12 protein-coding genes are annotated in these 17,142 nt (G+C 72.6%); 8 read left to right on the forward strand and 4 right to left on the reverse strand.

Going from position 1 to position 17,142, the window contains the following annotated elements; translation table 11 throughout:
- The 3 genes from ACIQG9_RS22885 (at nucleotide 1) to ACIQG9_RS22895 (ending at nucleotide 4,949) form a co-directional block, all read left to right on the forward strand.
- Nucleotides 1-1,422 (forward strand): methyltransferase, encoded by a 1,422-nt coding sequence (locus ACIQG9_RS22885; protein ID WP_400405775.1) that lies wholly within the window; start codon nucleotides 1-3, stop codon nucleotides 1,420-1,422.
- On the forward strand, nucleotides 1,415-3,478 hold the full coding sequence (locus ACIQG9_RS22890; RefSeq protein WP_400405778.1) for a sulfatase-like hydrolase/transferase: 2,064 nt from the start codon (nucleotides 1,415-1,417) through the stop codon (nucleotides 3,476-3,478). The genes ACIQG9_RS22885 and ACIQG9_RS22890 overlap by 8 nt, the downstream gene beginning before the upstream one ends.
- A 187-nt stretch (nucleotides 3,479-3,665) precedes the next feature.
- Nucleotides 3,666-4,949, forward strand: a complete 1,284-nt coding sequence (locus ACIQG9_RS22895; RefSeq protein WP_400405780.1) for a citrate synthase — start codon at nucleotides 3,666-3,668, stop codon at nucleotides 4,947-4,949.
- Between the two features lie 187 nt (nucleotides 4,950-5,136).
- Here ACIQG9_RS22895 and ACIQG9_RS22900 read toward each other — a convergent pair whose 3' ends face one another.
- Complete coding sequence (locus ACIQG9_RS22900; RefSeq protein WP_400405782.1) at nucleotides 5,137-6,543, reverse strand: glycosyltransferase family 4 protein; 1,407 nt, start codon at nucleotides 6,541-6,543, stop codon at nucleotides 5,137-5,139.
- A 320-nt stretch (nucleotides 6,544-6,863) separates the two neighbouring features.
- Here ACIQG9_RS22900 and glgX point away from each other — a divergent pair, with 320 nt between their 5' ends.
- Genes glgX through treZ form a run of 3 tightly spaced genes read left to right on the forward strand, consistent with a single transcriptional unit; the run spans nucleotide 6,864 to nucleotide 13,052 of the window.
- The gene (gene glgX / locus ACIQG9_RS22905; RefSeq protein ID WP_400405784.1) at nucleotides 6,864-8,984 is read left to right on the forward strand and encodes a glycogen debranching protein GlgX; all 2,121 of its coding nucleotides are present in this window, start codon (nucleotides 6,864-6,866) and stop codon (nucleotides 8,982-8,984) included.
- 1 nt (nucleotide 8,985) lies between these two features.
- Nucleotides 8,986-11,322: a malto-oligosyltrehalose synthase gene (gene treY, locus ACIQG9_RS22910; protein WP_400405786.1), complete on the forward strand. Its 2,337-nt coding sequence runs from the start codon at nucleotides 8,986-8,988 to the stop codon at nucleotides 11,320-11,322.
- Entirely contained in the window at nucleotides 11,319-13,052 is a 1,734-nt protein-coding gene (gene treZ, locus ACIQG9_RS22915; protein ID WP_400405788.1) for a malto-oligosyltrehalose trehalohydrolase, read from the forward strand. The genes treY and treZ overlap by 4 nt, the downstream gene beginning before the upstream one ends.
- Nucleotides 13,053-13,245: 193 nt before the next feature.
- Here the strand turns inward: treZ and ACIQG9_RS22920 are convergent, their stop codons facing one another.
- The gene (locus ACIQG9_RS22920; protein ID WP_400405790.1) at nucleotides 13,246-14,808 is read right to left on the reverse strand and encodes a polysaccharide lyase family 1 protein; all 1,563 of its coding nucleotides are present in this window, start codon (nucleotides 14,806-14,808) and stop codon (nucleotides 13,246-13,248) included.
- Nucleotides 14,809-15,335: 527 nt separating this feature from the next.
- On the opposite strand from ACIQG9_RS22920, the gene ACIQG9_RS22925 reads away from it, so the two are divergent.
- Nucleotides 15,336-15,716 (forward strand): hypothetical protein, encoded by a 381-nt coding sequence (locus ACIQG9_RS22925; RefSeq protein WP_400405792.1) that lies wholly within the window; start codon nucleotides 15,336-15,338, stop codon nucleotides 15,714-15,716.
- 143 nt (nucleotides 15,717-15,859) lie between these two features.
- Here the strand turns inward: ACIQG9_RS22925 and ACIQG9_RS22930 are convergent, their stop codons facing one another.
- Nucleotides 15,860-16,060: a hypothetical protein gene (locus ACIQG9_RS22930; protein WP_400405794.1), complete on the reverse strand. Its 201-nt coding sequence runs from the start codon at nucleotides 16,058-16,060 to the stop codon at nucleotides 15,860-15,862.
- A gap of 119 nt (nucleotides 16,061-16,179) precedes the next feature.
- Between ACIQG9_RS22930 and ACIQG9_RS22935 the strand changes: the two genes are divergently transcribed.
- Nucleotides 16,180-16,419, forward strand: coding sequence for a hypothetical protein (locus ACIQG9_RS22935; RefSeq protein WP_400405797.1), 240 nt, complete (start codon nucleotides 16,180-16,182; stop codon nucleotides 16,417-16,419).
- Between the two features lie 27 nt (nucleotides 16,420-16,446).
- Here the strand turns inward: ACIQG9_RS22935 and ACIQG9_RS22940 are convergent, their stop codons facing one another.
- Nucleotides 16,447-16,941, reverse strand: coding sequence for a hypothetical protein (locus tag ACIQG9_RS22940; protein WP_400405800.1), 495 nt, complete (start codon nucleotides 16,939-16,941; stop codon nucleotides 16,447-16,449).
- Nucleotides 16,942-17,142: the final 201 nt, after the last annotated feature.

Below are 17,142 nucleotides of genomic sequence, written 5' to 3' on the forward strand. Positions count from 1 at the left end.
ATGACCACCGCCGACCTTCGGATCCGGGTGGAGCCCGGCTCCTTCCGTGACCCCGCCAGCCGGGTCTTCCACCTCGGCGACCAGGTGTTGCGTGGCCTCGGGCCGCAGGCCACCGCCGACTGGCAGGCCCTCGCCGCCAGCGACCTCTTCGCCGCGCTGCTCGCCGAGGGGAAGCTCTGCGGCACCGAACCGGTCGACCCGGCGACGCTGCCCGACACCGGGTGGACGACCGTGCTGCGGCACGACCGCCTCCCCTTCGTCTCCCACCCGTACGAGTGGTCGTTCGGCATGCTGCGCGACGCCGCCCTGCTGCACCTGGAGATCCTGCGCCGGGCCCTGGAAGCCGGCTTCACCACCAGGGACGGGTCGGCGTACAACCTCCAGTGGCGGGGCGCGACGCCGGTCTTCATCGACATCGGCTCGTTCGCGCCGTGCGGCGAGGGCGAGCCCTGGGCCGGCTACCGGCAGTTCTGTCAGACCCTGCTCTACCCGCTGCTGCTGCAGGCCCACCTCGGCCTGGACTTCCAGCCCTGGCTGCGGGCCCGGGTCGACGGCATCGAAGCGGACCAGCTACGCCCGCTGTTCCGTGGCGTCCGGCGGCTGCTGCCCGGCGTACCGACGCACGTGCACCTGCACGGGGCGATGCAGGCGCGCCACGCCGAGGCCAGCAGCAGCGCCGTCGCCGCCCAGCTCCGCGACGCCGGCTACTCCCGGCGGCTGGCGCTGGCCACCGTACGGCGGCTGGAGAGGCTGGTCCGCCGGCTGGACCGGCGGGTCGACGGCGGCCACTGGCTCGACTACCAGCGCACCTGCGGCTACACCGCCGCGGACCGGGCCGGCAAGGAGAGCTTCGTCGCCGAGGCGGTGGCCGCCTGCGGCTCCGCGCGGCTCGTGCTCGACCTCGGCGCCAACGACGGCCGGTACGCCCGCATCGCCGCCCGGCACGCCGCCGCGGTGGTCGCCGTCGAGCAGGACCCGGCCGTGGTCGACACCCTCTACCGGACGCTGCGCGCCGAAGGCGACCGGCGGATCCTGCCGCTGGTGATGGACCTCGCCGACCCGTCGCCCGGCGGCGGCTGGCGGGGCGTCGAGCGGGCTGGCTTCGCCGCCCGCGCGCAGGCCGACGTGGTGCTCGCCCTCGCCGTGGTGCACCACCTGGCGATCGGCCGCAACGTGCCGCTGCCCGAGGTGGTGGACCAGCTCGTCGCCTACGCCCGGCCCGGTGGCCGGCTGGTGGTGGAGTTCGTCCACCCCGAGGACGCGATGGCGCGGCGGCTGCTGGCGAACAAGCCGGCCGGGATCTTCCCCGACTACCGGCGCGACGAGTTCGAGCGGCTGCTGGCGGCGCGGTGCCGGGTGGAGCGGCAACGGGACCTGCCGTCCGGGACCCGCACGCTCTACCAGGCGGTGGTGGGTGGCTGACCAGACGCTCACCGCCCCACCCGGCCTCCGGCCGCCGTCCGGCCCGGCCCCCGCGTCGGCCGGCGAGGTCACCCCGTCCGGCCGGCGGACCGAGCTGCGCCGGGCACTGGAGGCAGTGGCCCTGGTCGGGCTGGTGGTCACCCAGCCGTTGCTCGACGTCCTCGGGCGCAGCCCCGACTTCTTCCTGTTCCACCGGGCCACCACCGGTGACATCCTCGTCCTGGTCGCGCTGATCGCGCTGGCGCCCGGTCTCGTGGTGGTGCTGTGCGGGGTGGCGAGCCGGCTGGCCGGTGCCCGGTTCCGGGCCGGCACCCACCTCGCCGTCGTCGGGCTGCTGCTGGCCGCGCTGGCCGTGCAGGTCGGCCGGCACACCACGCCGCTGCGGGGCGTACCCCTGCTGGTGGCCGCGATCGTGGCCGGCGCGGCCGGGGCGGCGGCGCGCCGGCGCTGGCGGGTCACCGGCCGGGTGCTGCGGGTGGCCGCGCTCGGACCCGGCGTCTTCGTCGTGCTGTTCCTGTTCGCCTCACCCGCCTCCGCCGTGGTGCTGCCGGGTGCGCACGGCGGGGCCGCCGGGGTGGCCGGGCCGGGGGAGCATCCGCCGGTCGTGATGATCGTCCTCGACGAGCTGCCGCTGGTCTCGCTGCTCGGTCCGGACGGGCGGATCGACGCGGCCCGCTATCCGCACTTCGCCGAGCTGGCCGCCGGCTCGACCTGGTACCGCAACGCCACCGGGGTCAGCGGCTGGACCCCGTACGCGCTGCCGGCGATGCTGACCGGCCGCTACCCGGCCGAACCCGTCGCGCCGCACTACTCCCAGTACCCGGACAACCTCTTCACCGCCCTCGGCGGCCTGTACGACGTCCGCGCCGAGGAGAGCATCACCCGGCTCTGCCCGCCCAGCCGCTGCGACCAGCCGGCCACTCCGCCGCAGGGGCTCGGCGTGCTGGTACGGGAGAGCGGCAAGCTGCTCGGCCGGATCGCCGCGCCGGTGGACAGCCGGGTCGACCCGGAGGAGTCCTACCGGGAGCGGACCGCCGCCGAGGCCGGCCTGGACGCCGCCGAGCCGGCCCCGGCCGACCCGAAGTTCCGCTGGGACAGCCTGGACGACAACCAGCCCGCCCGGTTCACCAGCTTCCTGGCCGGGCTGCGTCCCGCGAACCGCCCCACCCTGCACTTCCTGCACCTGCTCATGCCGCACCCGCCGTGGGCGTACCTGCCGTCCGGGGCGCGCTACGACGCCCCGGAGGACCTGCCCAACGACGGTGCCGGCTGGGTCGACCTGGCCCGGGCCCGGCACCTGGCCCAGCTTGAGTACACCGACCGGCTCGTCGGTGAGACGCTGCGTACGCTGCGCGCCAGCGGCCTCTACGACAAGTCGCTGGTGCTGCTCACCGCCGACCACGGGGTCAGCTTCACCCGGGACTGGCAGGGCCGGGGGATGGACGCGATCGACCACGCCGCCGGCGAGGTGGCCTGGGTGCCGATGTTCGTCAAGGAGCCCGGCCAGCGGACCGGCCGGGTCGACGACCGCAACTGGGAACACGTCGACCTGCTCCCGACCATCGCCGACGAGGTGCACGTGCGGATCCCGTGGCGGCTGGACGGCCGGTCGGCGAAGCAGGCCCCGCGCGGGCGTACCGAGAAGTACTTCTACGACCGGCCCGGTCAGCGGGTCGCCTTCCCGGGTGGGGTGCCGGCCCGGCCCGCCCCGCCGGCGCCCCATCCGCTGGTCGGCACGACGGTCGGGGAGAAACCGGCCGGCGGCCCGGCCACGGTGGCGAACCTCGCCGCGTTCGGTGACGTCGATCCCGCCGCCGGGGAGCTGCCCGCCCTGGTCTGGGGCACGGTGCCCCGGCAGGTGCTCGACGGCACGCTGCTCGCGGTCGCGGTCAACGGCCGGGTCGGCGCGGTCGTCCCGGTGGTGCCGGAGGACAAGGGGGGCCGCCGCTTCGCCGCCTTCCTCCCCGACGACCACCTGTTCCGGGCCGGCGGGAACCGGCTCGACGTGTACCGGGTGGGCGCCGACGGCTCGCTGCGCCGTCTGACGCTCTCCTGAGCCTTCGTCCCCGGCGTCCGTCATCGCCGGGGTCGCCCTCGCCGGACGGGGTTTCCCCGCTGCCGGGTCGGGAATCGGGTGACGCATACCTCACCGCCGAACCACGGCGGGCGGTATCCCCGCGACCGCGATTACGGTAAAAGCGAAGGCAATTCAACGAAGATTCGCCGGCGAAGCGAGGAACCACATGACGGAAGTCAAGCTCGACCACCCCGGTGGGCAGCTTTCTATGCCGGTGCAGGGCGCGGTCGACGGCCCCGCGGGCATCGGGGTCAGCAAGTTGCTGAAGGAAACCGGGATGACCACCTACGACCCCGGTTTCGTCAACACCGCGTCCTGCTCTTCCGCGATCACCTACATCGACGGTGACGCGGGCATCCTGCGGTACCGCGGCTACCCGATCGAGCAGTTGGCCGAGAAGTCCTCCTTCCTGGAGGTCACCTACCTGCTCATCTACGGTGAGCTGCCGACCCAGCAGCAGCTCACCGAGTTCAGCGAGCGGATCCGGCGGCACTCCCTGCTGCACGAGGAGATGCGCCGCTTCTTCGACGGGTTCCCCCGTGACGCCCACCCGATGGCGGTGCTGTCCTCGGCGGTCAGCGCCATCTCCACCTTCTACCAGGACAGCCTGGACCCGTTCGACTCCGCGCACGTGGAGATGTCCACGGTCCGGCTGATGGCGAAGGTCCCCACCATCGCCTCGTACGCCTACAAGAAGTCCATCGGGCAGCCGCTGCTGTACCCGGACAACTCGCTCGGCTACGTGGACAACTTCCTGCGGATGACCTTCGGCGTGCCCGCCGAGCCGTACGAGGTCGACCCGGTGGTGGCCCGGGTGCTGGACATGCTGTTCATCCTGCACGCCGACCACGAGCAGAACTGCTCCACCTCCACCGTCCGGCTGGTCGGCTCCAGCAACGCCAACCTCTTCGCCTCGGTCTCCGCCGGGGTGAACGCCCTGTTCGGGCCGCTGCACGGCGGTGCCAACCAGGCCGTACTGGAGATGCTGGAGAAGATCGACGCCGACGGCGGTGACGTCCGTTCCTTCGTCCGGAAGGTCAAGGACAAGCAGGACGGCGTGAAGCTGATGGGCTTCGGGCACCGGGTCTACAAGAACTACGACCCGCGCGCCGCAATCGTGAAGAAGGCCGCCCAGGACGTGCTCGGCCGGATGGCCAAGCCGGACCCGCTGCTCGACATCGCGATGGAGCTGGAGGAGATCGCCCTCGCCGACGACTTCTTCGTCTCCCGCCGGCTCTACCCGAACGTGGACTTCTACACCGGCCTGATCTACAAGGCCATGGGCTTCCCGACGAAGATGTTCACGGTGCTGTTCGCGCTGGGCCGGCTGCCCGGCTGGATCGCCCAGTGGCGCGAGATGATCAACGACCCGGAGACGAAGATCGGCCGGCCGCGGCAGATCTACACCGGTGCCCCCGAGCGCGACTTCACCGCGATCTCGGAGCGCTGACCCTCCGGTCCGCCACCCGCGCGAAGGCCGCCGACCCGACGGGGTCGGCGGCCTTCGTCGTTCTCCTGCCGTCTTCCGCCGGCATGATCGACTCCTTGCCGGCGAGATGGCGGTGTCCCGGTGTCCCCGATACCGCAACCTCGCCGACAAAAAGTCGATCACCCAGCCCGGCCGGGCCGGAGGTGGCTCAGCGCAGGCCGGCGGCGGCCAGCAGGTTGCCCGCCGGGATCGGGGCGGTGACCCGGCCGGTGGCCATCCGCTGCTCGGCGCGGTGCGCGGTGAACGCCCCGTCCCCGGCGATCGCCGAGGCGTACGCCGTCGCGGTCCGCTGGGCGATGGCCGCCCAGCCGTACCGCTCGTGCACCATGATCCGGGCCCGGCGGGCGAGCGCCCGGGCCCGCTCCCGGTCCGACAGCAGCGCGTCGACCGCCTCGGTCAGCCCGGCGGGGTCCTGCGGGGCGAAGCTCTCGCCGGTGACGCCCGGCTCGACGATCTCGGCCAGCCCGCCGGTGCGGGCCACGGCGAGCGGCGCTCCGGCCGCCGCCCCCTCCAGGGCGACCATGCCGAACGGCTCGTAGATGCTGGGCACCGCGAAGCAGTCCGAGGCGGCCATCACGGCCGGCAGGTCGGTGCCGCCGAGGAAACCGGGCATGGCCACCGTGCCGTCGAGCCCGAGCCGGTGCACCTCGGCCTCCAACGCCGCCCGGTACGGCCCGTCGCCGACGATCACCGCGCGCAGTCCGGGGTGCCGCTCGCGCAGCCGGGGCAGCCCGGCGAGCAGGTGCTGCACGCCCTTCTCGTAGACCAGCCGGCCGGCGAAGGTGACCAGCGGTCCGTCCCCGGCGAACCGGGCCCGGGCCGCGGCGACCGCCGACGTCGGCACCTTCCAGCGGTGCGGCTCCACCCCGTTGGGGACCACGTCGACCCGGCCGGCCGGCACCCCGAACAGCGCGCCCACCTCGTCGCGCATGTACCCGGAGCAGACGATCACCCGACCGGACTCGGTGGCCAGCCACTGCTCGACGCCGTGGATGGTGCGGTTCATCTCCTCGGGCAGCCAGCCCTGGTGCCGGCCGGCCTCGGTGGCGTGGATGGTGCTGACCAGCGGCAGGTCCAGGTGCTCGCGCAGCGTCATCGCGGTGTGCGCGACCAGCCAGTCGTGGGCGTGGATCACGTCGTAGGAGCCGGACTCGGTTGCCCGCAGGGCGGCCCGGGTGAGGGTGTGGTTGAACGCCATCGTCCAGGCCAGCAGGGAGTCGGTGGCCAGCGGGAAGGTCACCGGGTCCTCGGCGGCCCGGACCACCCGGACGCCGTCGGCGTACTCCTCCAGCGGCGCGCCCTCGGTGTGCCTTGTGACCACGGTGACCTCGTGCCCGGCGGCGGCCAGGGCCGTCGACAGCGCGTGCACGTGCCGGCCGAGGCCGCCCACCAGCACCGGCGGGTACTCCCAGGAGAGCATCAGGATGCGTCGGGTGCGCGGGGGCACGCCGGAGCCGCCGCCCTGCTGGGGGATCTGGGGCCGGAAGGTGGGGGCGGGCCGGCAGGTCCGGTCCGCAGCGGTAGCGAGCTGGTCGCTGGCCCGCAGGGTGGTCACATCAATCTCCGTCCATGCACGCGAGGTCGCGCCGGCAACGGTGGCGGCGGAAAGAGGGGGTGGGGTGGCCGGGGGGCCCGAGTGGGGCGCGCCCGCGCGGGTGCGTCCGTATCAAGGAAAGGGCATCACGCGGCCCGGCGCATCTCGAAACGGCCTATCGTGACGGACGACACCCGGGAGTCCGTCGCGGCTCGGTCGGGCGGATATCGGACGCGGTCCGAACGGGTGGGTTGGCCGGGCCGGCGGCGGGGCATTGACGCCGTGCGCCCGGCGGTCCCCGACCCGGCCGGTCGCTCACGATCATGGGCCGAAGGAGCGACATGCAGGTCTGGCCGGGTGAGCGCTATCCCCTGGGCGCCACCTACGACGGGATGGGCACCAACTTCGCGATCTTCTCCGAGGTCGCCGAGAGGATCGAGCTCTGCCTCTTCGACGAGTGGGACACCGGCGCCGAGCGCCGGATCGAGCTGCGTGAGGTCGACGCGTACGTCTGGCACGCGTACCTCCCCGGGATCGAGCCGGGCCAGCGGTACGGCTACCGGGTGCACGGCCCGTACGACCCGGCCAACGGCCTGCGCTGCAACCCGCACAAGCTGCTGCTCGACCCGTACGCCAAGGCGGTCGACGGGGAGGTCACCTGGGACCCGGCGGTCTACGACTACGAGTGGGGCGGCGACCCGGACCGGATGTCGGAGACCGACTCGGCCCCGTTCATGCCCAAGTCGGTGGTGGTGAACCCGTACTTCGACTGGGGCAACGACAAGCCGCCGCGCACCCCGTACCACCACTCGGTGATCTACGAGACCCACGTGCGCGGGCTGACCATGCGCCACCCGGACATCCCCGAGGAGCTGCGCGGCACCTACGCGGCGATCGCCTCCCCGGTGATGATCGACTACTTCCGGCAGCTCGGCGTCACCGCGGTCGAGCTGATGCCGGTGCACGAGTTCGTGCACGACCACCGGCTGGCCGACCTCGGCCTGCGCAACTACTGGGGCTACAACACCATCGGCTTCTTCGCCCCGCACCACGGCTACTCCGCGCTCGGCCGCCTCGGCCAGCAGGTGCAGGAGTTCCGGGGCATGGTCAGGGCGCTGCACGCCGCCGGCATCGAGGTCATCCTCGACGTGGTCTACAACCACACCGCCGAGGGCAACCACCTCGGCCCGACGTTGAGCTTCAAGGGCGTCGACGCGCCCAGCTACTACCGGCTGTCCGAGTCCGACCGCCGGCACTTCGTCGACTACACCGGCACCGGCAACAGCCTCAACGTGCGCAGCCCGCACTCGCTCCAGCTCATCATGGACTCGCTGCGGTACTGGGTGACCGAGATGCACGTCGACGGCTTCCGCTTCGACCTCGCGGCCACCCTGGCCCGGGAGTTCTACGAGGTCGACCGGCTCTCCACCTTCTTCGAGGTGGTGCAGCAGGATCCGGTGGTCAGCCAGGTCAAGCTGATCGCCGAGCCGTGGGACGTCGGCCCCGGCGGCTACCAGGTCGGCAACTTCCCACCCCTGTGGACGGAGTGGAACGGCAAGTACCGTGACACGGTGCGCGACTTCTGGCGCGGCGAACCGGCCACCCTGGCCGAGTTCGCCTCCCGCATCTCCGGGTCGGCCGACCTCTACCAGGACGACGGTCGCCGCCCGTTCCACAGCATCAACTTCGTCACCTGCCACGACGGGTTCACCCTCAACGACCTGGTGTCGTACCACGACAAGCACAACGAGGCCAACGGCGAGTCCAACCGGGACGGCGAGGGCCACAACCGGTCCTGGAACTGCGGCGTGGAGGGGGAGACCGACGACCCCGGCGTCCGCGCCCTGCGGGCCCGCCAGCGCCGCAACTTCCTGGCCACCCTGATGCTCTCCCAGGGCGTGCCGATGATCGGCCACGGCGACGAACTGGGCCGCACCCAGCACGGCAACAACAACGCCTACTGCCAGGACAACGAGCTGGCCTGGATCGACTGGGAGCGGGCCGACGCCGACCTGCTGGCGTTCGTCCGCCGGCTCACCGACTTCCGCAACCGGCACCAGGTCTTCCGCCGCCGACGGTTCTTCACCGGCCTGCCCGTCGGCGGGCGCGCGGCCGGCTCCGGCCTGCCCGACCTGGCCTGGTACACCCCGGACGGCCGGGAGATGACCGGCGAGGACTGGGGCAACGACTTCGGCCGCGCGGTGGCCCTCTTCGTCAACGGCGACGGCATCCCCGAGCGCGGCCAGTACGGCCAGCGCCACCGGGACACCTCCTTCCTGCTCTGCTTCAACGCCCACGACGCGCCGCTGGACTTCACCCTCCCCGGGGTGGAGTTCGGCCAGCGGTGGGACCTGGTGATCAGCACGGCGGAGCCCGATCCGGAGAAGACGACCACGGTCGAGGCGGGCGGCGCCGTCTGCGTGCCCGACCGCTCCCTGGTGGTCCTGGAGAGGACGGTCTGACATGCCCGACACCCCCCGGCCCGACTCGACGGCGGCACCGACGACGCGGGTCGGGTCGACCTACCGCGTCCAGGTCCGCCCCGGCTTCGACCTGGACCGCACCGCCGACCTGGCCGACTGGCTCACCGACCTCGGCGTCAGCCACCTCTACAGCGCGCCCCTGCTCACCGCCGCCCCCGGCTCGGCACACGGCTACGACGTGGTCGACCATCGCGCGGTCAACCCGGAGCTGGGCGGCGAGGCCGGCCGGCAGCGACTCGTCCGGGCGCTGCGCGCGGCCGGGCTCGGCCTGGTCGTCGACATCGTGCCCAACCACGCCGGCGTGGCCCAGCCGGCCGTCAACCCCGCCTGGTGGGACGTGCTGCGCCGGGGCCGCGACTCGGCCCACGCCGACTGGTTCGACATCGACTGGGACCGGGGCCGGCTGCTGCTGCCGGTGCTCGCCGACAGCCCCGACGCACCGGACGACCTCACGGTGGTCGACGGGGAGCTGCGCTACCACGAGCACCGCTTCCCGATCGCCGACGGCACCGCCGGCGGCAGCCCCCGCGAGGTGCACGACCGGCAGCACTACGAGCTGGTCTCCTGGCGGCGCGGCGACGCCGAGCTGACGTACCGCCGGTTCTTCGCCGTGTCCGACCTGGCCGGCCTGCGGGTGGAGGACCCGGCGGTCTTCACCGCCACGCACGCCGAGATCCTGCGCTGGGTGGCCGCCGGGGAGGTCGACGGCATCCGGGTCGACCACCCCGACGGCCTGCGCGACCCCGCCGCATACCTGGCCCGGTTGCGGGCCGCCGCCCCGCACGCCTGGCTGGTGGTGGAGAAGATCCTGGCGTACGGCGAGGAGCTGCCGGACTGGCCGGTGCAGGGCACCACCGGCTACGAGGCCCTGGCCGCGGTCTGCGGTCTCTTCGTCGACCCCGCCGCCGAGAGCGACTTCACCGCCCTGGACGCCCGGCTGACCGGCGGGCACACCTCCTGGCCGGACCTCACCCACGCCACCAGGTACGAGGCCGCCACCCGGCTGCTCGCAGCCGAGCTGAACCGGCTCGCCGCGCTCGCCCCCGACCTGGACCCGGCGGCCACCCGGGCGGCCCTGGCCGAGCTGGCCGCCTGCTTCCCGGTCTACCGCGGCTACCCGCCGCAGGGGGCCCGGCACCTGGCCGCCGCCCGCGCGGAGGCGGGCCGCCGCCGGCCCGACCTCACCACCACCCTGGACGCGGTGACCGCCCTGCTGCGCCAGCCGGAGCACGAGCTGGCCCAGCGGTTCCCGCAGCTCACCGGCGCGGTGATGGCCAAGGGGGTGGAGGACACCGGCTACTACGGGTGGACCCGGTTCGTCGCGCTCAACGAGGTCGGCGGCTCACCCGCCCAGTTCGGCGTGCCACCGGCGGAGTTCCACCGCTTCGCCACCGCCCGCCAGGTCCGTTGGCCGGCCGGCATGACCACCCTCGCCACCCACGACACCAAGCGCGGCGAGGACGTCCGGGCCCGGCTCGCCGTGCTCGCCGAGCTGCCCGCCCGGTGGGCCGGGCAGGTCGCCGACTGGATGTCCCGCGCGCCGCTGGCCGACCCGGCCTTCGCCCACCTGCTCTGGCAGACCACCGTGGGGGCCTGGCCGATCGAGCGGGAGCGGCTGCACGGGTACGTCGAGAAGGCCGCCCGGGAGGCGTCCCGTTCGACGAGCTGGGCCGACCCCGACCCGGCCTTCGAGCACGCCCTGCACGCCCTGGTCGACCGGATGTACGACGACCCCGAGCTGCGCGCCTCGATCACCGCGTTCGCCGCCGCGATCACCCCGGCCGGCTGGTCCAACTCGCTCGGGCAGAAGCTCGTCCAGCTCGCCATGCCCGGGGTGCCCGACACCTACCAGGGCACCGAACTGTGGGACAACTCCCTGGTCGATCCGGACAACCGCCGCCCGGTCGACTTCGCCGTACGCCGGGAGCTGCTGGCCCGCCTCGACGGCGGCTGGCGGCCCGAGGTGGCCGCCGACGGCGCGGCCAAGCTGCTGGTGGTCTCCCGCACCCTGCGGCTGCGCCGCGACCACCCGGAGCTGTTCACCGGCTACCGGCCGGTGGCCGCGCACGGGCCGGCCGGCGCGCACGCGGTCGCCTTCGACCGGGGCGGCGCGGTCGCGGTGGCCACCCGGCTGCCGGTGCGGCTGGCCCGCGACGGCGGCTGGCGCGGCACCACCCTGTCGATTCCCGGCAACAGTGTTACGGACCTGTTCACCGGTCGGGTCTACAGTGGGTCTGAGCTGCCGATTCATGATCTCTTGAGCACCTACCCCGTCGCACTGCTGGCTCCCACCGACTCCGTGGAGGCTGCCCGATGACCGAGTTCACGGTGTGGGCACCCGATGTCGCCCGGGTCCGGCTGCGCCTGACCGGCGTCGCCGACCGGGAGATGCGCCCCGGCCCGGACGGCTGGTGGCGGGTCGAGGTCCCCGACGCCGGCCCCGGCACCGACTACGCGTTCGTCCTCGACGACGACGACCGGGCCCTGCCCGACCCCCGCTCCGCCTGGCAGCCCGACGGGGTGCACGGGCCGAGCCGGCGCTACGACCACACCGCCTTCGACTGGACCGACCAGGGCTGGACCGGCCGGCAACTGCCGGGCAGCATCCTCTACGAGCTGCACGTCGGCACGTTCACCCCGGAGGGCACCTTCGACGCGGTGATCGGCCGGCTCGACCACCTGGTCGACCTCGGCGTCGACCTGATCGAGCTGCTCCCGGTCAACGCCTTCAACGGCGAGCACAACTGGGGCTACGACGGGGTCTGCTGGTATGCCCCGCACCAGCCCTACGGCGGGCCGGACGGCCTCAAACGCCTGGTCGACGCGGCCCACGCCAAGGGGCTGGGGGTGATCCTCGACGTCGTCTACAACCATTTCGGGCCCTCCGGGGCCTACGCGCCGAGGTTCGCGCCGTACCTGACCGAGCAGCGCAACACCTGGGGCCGCACGGTCAACCTGGACGGCCCGCACTCCGACGGGGTACGCCGCTACATCATCGACTCGGTGCTGATGTGGCTGCGTGACTACCACGTCGACGGCCTGCGGCTGGACGCCGTGCACGCCATGCCCGACTCCCGGGCCACCCCCTTCCTGGAGCAGGTGGCGGTCGAGGTGGACGCCCTCGCCACCCACCTGGGCCGGCCCCTGTCGCTGATCGCCGAGTCCGACCTCAACGATCCGACGCTGGTCACCCCACGCGAGGCGGGCGGCCACGGCCTGCACGCCCAGTGGAACGACGACGCGCACCACGCCCTGCACACCCTGCTCACCGGGGAGCGGCAGGGCTACTACGGCGACTTCGGCTCGCTGGACTGCCTGACCGACGTGCTGACCGGGGCGTTCTTCCACGCCGGCACCTGGTCCGGTTTCCGCGACCGCAGTCACGGCCGGCCGGTGGACCGGCAGCGTACGCCGGGGCACCGGTTCGTGGCGTACCTGCAGAACCACGACCAGATCGGCAACCGGGCCACCGGTGACCGGATCTCGGCCAGCCTCTCCCCGGCGCTGCTGCGGGTGGGGGCGACGCTGCTGATGACCGCGCCGTTCACGCCGATGCTGTTCATGGGGGAGGAGTGGGCCGCCAGCACGCCGTGGCAGTTCTTCACCAGCCACCCGGAGCCGGCGCTGGCCGCCGCCGTGGCGACCGGCCGGCGGCGGGAGTTCGCCGCGCACGGCTGGCCGCCCGGCGACGTGCCGGACCCGCAGGACCCGCAGACCTTCCTGCGTTCCCGGCTCGACTGGGCCGAGCTGGACAAGCCCGAACACCGCGAGATGTACGAGTTCCACCGGCGGCTGATCGCGTTGCGCAAGAGCCGGCCGGACCTGTCCGACCCGCGGCTGGACCGGGTGGAGGTGCGCCACGGCGACCAGTTCCTGGTGCTGCGCCGAGGTGAGTGCCTGGTGGTGGTCAACCTCGCCGGTCGGCCGCAACGGATCACCCTGCCCGGGGTGGCCCGCCGGGTGCTGCTGGCCACGGGGGAGGGGGTCACGGTGATGCGGGACCGGATCGAGCTACCGGCGGAGACGGCGGCGATCGTGGCGCTCTGAGCGTCCCGCGCGCCGCCGAGCCGAACGCGGGCCCCGGACGGCAGGCCGGCCGACGGATGTGGAGGCCGTCGGAGCTGACGGCCCCCACCCGTTCCTGGCGGCAGTGGCGGGCGGTGGTCAGGGCGTCGATGTCGGGTGGGTCGCGGCCGACCCGACAGCTCTGGGGAGACACCCGCCCGCGACGACCCGGCCGCTACTGGGCGTAGGTCTCGAACTCGGCGACCTTCGGCGTGCCGGTCGCGCTGGCGATCCTGAAGGTGATCTTGCTGAGCGCGGTCCGGGGGAAGGTGATGACGCCCGCCCGGCTGCCGGAGGTCAGGACGGCGCCGGTGTCGCCGTTGATGACCTGCCAGGACCCGATGCTGCCGGCGGAACCCGCCGCCTCCCGGATGTTGATCGAGGAAACGCCGGTGGCGGAACCCCACTTGATCGAGATGTCACCGGTCGAACCGGCCGGCGACCAGTAGGTGCTCAGGTTGCCGTCCCGCACGTCGCCGTAGCTCGTCCCGCTGGCCTTGCTGGAGCCGTCGGAGCCGGCCCCGATGCTGAGGTTGGTCCCGCCGGGGCTGGTCGGCGTCGGCGTCGGGGTGGTCGGCCCGGGGGTGGGAGTGGTCGGCCCCGGCGTCGGGGTGGTCGGTGCCGGGGTCTGCGGCGAGCAGCTACCGTTCGACTCCCGCAGGCCCGTGTTGGCGCCTGCCGTCTGGCGGACGATGTCCGGCACGCAGCTCGCCCCGTCGAGGCTGTAGGAGTACGGGATGCTGACGGTGGTGTTGGACTGCGGGTTGGGGCCGGCGGGGTTGTTCTCGCTGCCGGGGCTGGACCAGGTCACGTTGTCGAAGGTGTTGCCGCTGACCTGCCAGTAGCCGGCCTCGCTGGTGTAGAACGTGCCCAGCACGTCCTTGGAGTTCTTGAAGTAGTTGTTCTCCACCTTGGCCCTGGCCCCGGCCCGGGAGTTGATACCGGACTCGTTGAGGCTCACGTAGGAGTTGTTGTAGATGTGCGCGATGCCGCCACGCAGCAGGGGCGTACGGGAGTCGATGTTCTCGTACAGGTTGTGGTGGAACGTGACGAAGCCGTTCGAGCGGTCGCTCTCACTGGACCCGATGAGGCCACCCCGGCCGGAGTTGCGCAGGATGCTGTACGACAGGGTGACGTACTGGGTGTTGTCCTTCATGTCGAAGAGGCCGTCGAACCCCTCGGCCTCCCCGCCCGAGGCCACCAGGGTGGTGTGATCGACCCAGATGTTGCGGACGGTGCTCTCCATGCCGATGGCGTCACCACCGTTGGACGTGGGCGAGCCCGACTTCTTGACGTTCCGGACGGTAACGTTCCGGATGATGATGTTGCTGGACTCCCGGATGTGGATGCCCAACTGGTCGAAGACGGCGCCGCCGCCGACCCCGATGATGGTGACGTTGCTGATCTGCTTGAGTTCGATCACGCCGGCGGCGGTGTTGCAGCTACTGCCCGAGACCTTGGCCGTGTTGCCGTGGTTGATGGTGCCCTCGACCTCGATGATGATCGGGGTGCTGCTGCTGGCCCGGCCGCACAGGGCCGTGTGGATCGCGGTCCCCGTGCTGGCCCGCACGGTCTGCCCACCCGCACCGCCGGTGGTCCCACCGTTCTGGGTCGCGTAGCCGGTGGCGCTGCCGGCCGCTGCCGACGCCTGGTACGTCGGCAGGGCCGCACAGATCGCGGCCCCGACGGCCGCTGTGGCCAGCGCCGCCTGGACTCGCCGGGCAACTGGTCGTCTCATCCTCGCCTCACCTTCTCGAATGCTGGAAACTGCTGCCGTGGTGATGTCGGCGGGCCGTCGATGCTGCCGACCTGCCCCGGTCACCGGGGCAGGTCGCTGGCCGCCCCGCTGGTGGGTGTTACTCGTCGGTGGATCGGTCGGCGGGTCCGCCGCGGCCGAACCGCCCCGGTCACCTCCGGCGGGCCGTCCGCTCCGCCGGCGTTTCAGGAAAGCGTATTCCTTAACAAAGGTGCGGCCCGGTCGAGACGATGTCAATGGACCACCGTGTGCAGGATTGTTGCAGCGCCCGAGGTGGCTCGGCCCCTGCGAGGCATTGACAGGCGTTGGCGTCCGCGTTACGTTCCCAGGCCAGGAACACGCTTTCTTCGGCGGTCGCGGACGGCCGGGCGAGCCGACGACGTCCGGCTGGGGTGGGCCGTTGTGGTGAGATCGGACGGTCCGGCCTGATGCGCGGGTCGCCCCGGGTGAGTGCGGCCCGGTTCCTGGTGCGGACGCACGGTGACCGCGACGTCCCCGAGGTCGTTCCGGTGGTCGACGGAACGTTGCTGACCGGGCTGGTGGACGGTTTCGAGCTTGCCGCGGGGATGCGGCCCGCAGGCGACGCCTACGGCGGACTGATACCCGCGTTCTTCCGGTTCGGTCCGCTCGACGAGCATTTTCACGGCCGGTCCACCGGCGCGACGGGGCCGAGGACCCCGCTGCTGGGCTGCGAGTGCGGCGAGTGGGGATGCTGGCCTTTCCTGGCCCGCATCGTGGTCACCCAGCGGTGGGTGACGTGGGATGCCTTCGCACAGCCCCACCGGCCGGCCCGGGACTATGCGGACTTCGGGCCGTTCCGGTTCGAGCGCCGACAGTACGACGCCGCACTGCGAGCCCTGTGCTCCGAGATCGCCACACCGGAGGACTGACCCGGGTCAGTCCTGTCGGTCCCGCCCGACGGTGGACAGCTACCCGTCACCCGGTCGACCGCACGTGGGGCCGGACCACCCGCGGAGTGATATGCCGCCGCAGTCGGATTCCGTCAGGCGGCGGGGAGTTCTGGCGCGGTGCGTCACAGGTTGCGGCGACGCCATTCGGACTGGTCGTGCTCGGCGGCGAGCTGTTCTTCGAGCGCGGTCCGGCGCACCTGACGGCGAAGCGAATCGTCGCCGCGCAGCCCGACCAGCACCAGCGCGACGCAGACCAGCGCCAGCACCCCCAACCCGACGATGGCCGGTAGCCGGCCGACCACCGGCACGGCGAGGCCGAGCACGACGAGCGTGCCGAGCAGCGCGGGCCGTACCCGCCGGATGGCCCGCCAACCCAGGGACGCGTCCGGCCCGCTGGCCGCCGCCGTGGGGCGACCACTATGACCAGTCCCGGATCAACGCGGTGGTGGTGCTGACCGACGGCAAGAACGAGTACAACAAGGACAACAGGCTCGCCCGGCTGCTCCAGGATGTCGCGCTGGATCCGGACCGGCCAGTCAAGATCTTCTGCATCGCGTTCGACGAGCAGTCCGATTTCGCGACCCTGGACCGGATCGCCAAAGCCTCCGCGGGCAAGGCGTTCGACGCCCGCGACCCGGCGAAGATCGACGAAGCCTTCGTCAAGCTGGTCAGCAGCTTCTAGCGCCGGGTCGGGTCGTCGGCGCCCGGTTCACAGCGGGAGCGTGTCGAGCAGCGTGCGCAGCGTCCGCTCGTACGCGCCGGGGTCGGCACTCAGCCGCTCGAAGCTGCTCAGGATCAGCGTGTAGCTGCCGGCCGCGCTCACCACCACCGCCTCCGCCTCGATGTCCTTGACCGCGAGGTACGCCTTCTCGCCCTTGTCGATGTCCTTGACCTCGCGGTAGATCTTCGGGGCCTGCTGGCGTTGGTAGTCGTAGGTCACCGCGCCCGCGGTCTGGGACGCCGTCGTGACGGTGAGGCTGGCCACTCCCTTGCCGTCACCGAAGAGGCAGTTCCCCTGGTCGGTCATCGGCTGCCCGATGATCTCGGACACCTGGGCGGCGGTGAACGGGCACTGGGGCCGCACGTCGTTGCCGCCGCCGACGGCGTCGACCGCGGCGTCCGGCGCGGTGGGGTCCGCGCCGTCGCAGCCACCGAGGGGAAGTAGCAGGGCCGCGCAGAGTACGGGCACGATCGACCGACGCATGGTGGTGGTCCTTCCTGGGTCCTGGGTCCGCCGCGTTGACCAGGCCGTCCTCGCCGGCCGGGCGGTCGTGCCGCGTGATGACGAACACTCGGCGGTCATGCCTTGACGCTAGGGCCGGCCCGGCGCCGATGAATCGGGCGTTTCCCTATCCACCACCGAGGGTCGCCCGCCGTCACGGCGTCCGGCGGTGACCCGGAGGTA

Source organism: Micromonospora sp. NPDC092111 (genome assembly GCF_044755745.1).
In the GTDB taxonomy this organism is placed as follows: domain Bacteria; phylum Actinomycetota; class Actinomycetes; order Mycobacteriales; family Micromonosporaceae; genus Micromonospora.

Excerpts from the sequence above, each read along its gene's own strand:
- ACIQG9_RS22885 (WP_400405775.1), top strand. The coding sequence starts at position 1 with ATGACCACCGCCGACCTTCGGATCCGGGTGGAGCCCGGCTCCTTCCGT.
- ACIQG9_RS22895 (WP_400405780.1), top strand. The coding sequence starts at position 3,666 with ATGACGGAAGTCAAGCTCGACCACCCCGGTGGGCAGCTTTCTATGCCG.
- glgX (WP_400405784.1), top strand. The coding sequence starts at position 6,864 with ATGCAGGTCTGGCCGGGTGAGCGCTATCCCCTGGGCGCCACCTACGAC.
- treY (WP_400405786.1), top strand. The coding sequence starts at position 8,986 with ATGCCCGACACCCCCCGGCCCGACTCGACGGCGGCACCGACGACGCGG.
- treZ (WP_400405788.1), top strand. The coding sequence starts at position 11,319 with ATGACCGAGTTCACGGTGTGGGCACCCGATGTCGCCCGGGTCCGGCTG.
- ACIQG9_RS22920 (WP_400405790.1), bottom strand. The coding sequence starts at position 14,808 with ATGAGACGACCAGTTGCCCGGCGAGTCCAGGCGGCGCTGGCCACAGCG.
- ACIQG9_RS22940 (WP_400405800.1), bottom strand. The coding sequence starts at position 16,941 with ATGCGTCGGTCGATCGTGCCCGTACTCTGCGCGGCCCTGCTACTTCCC.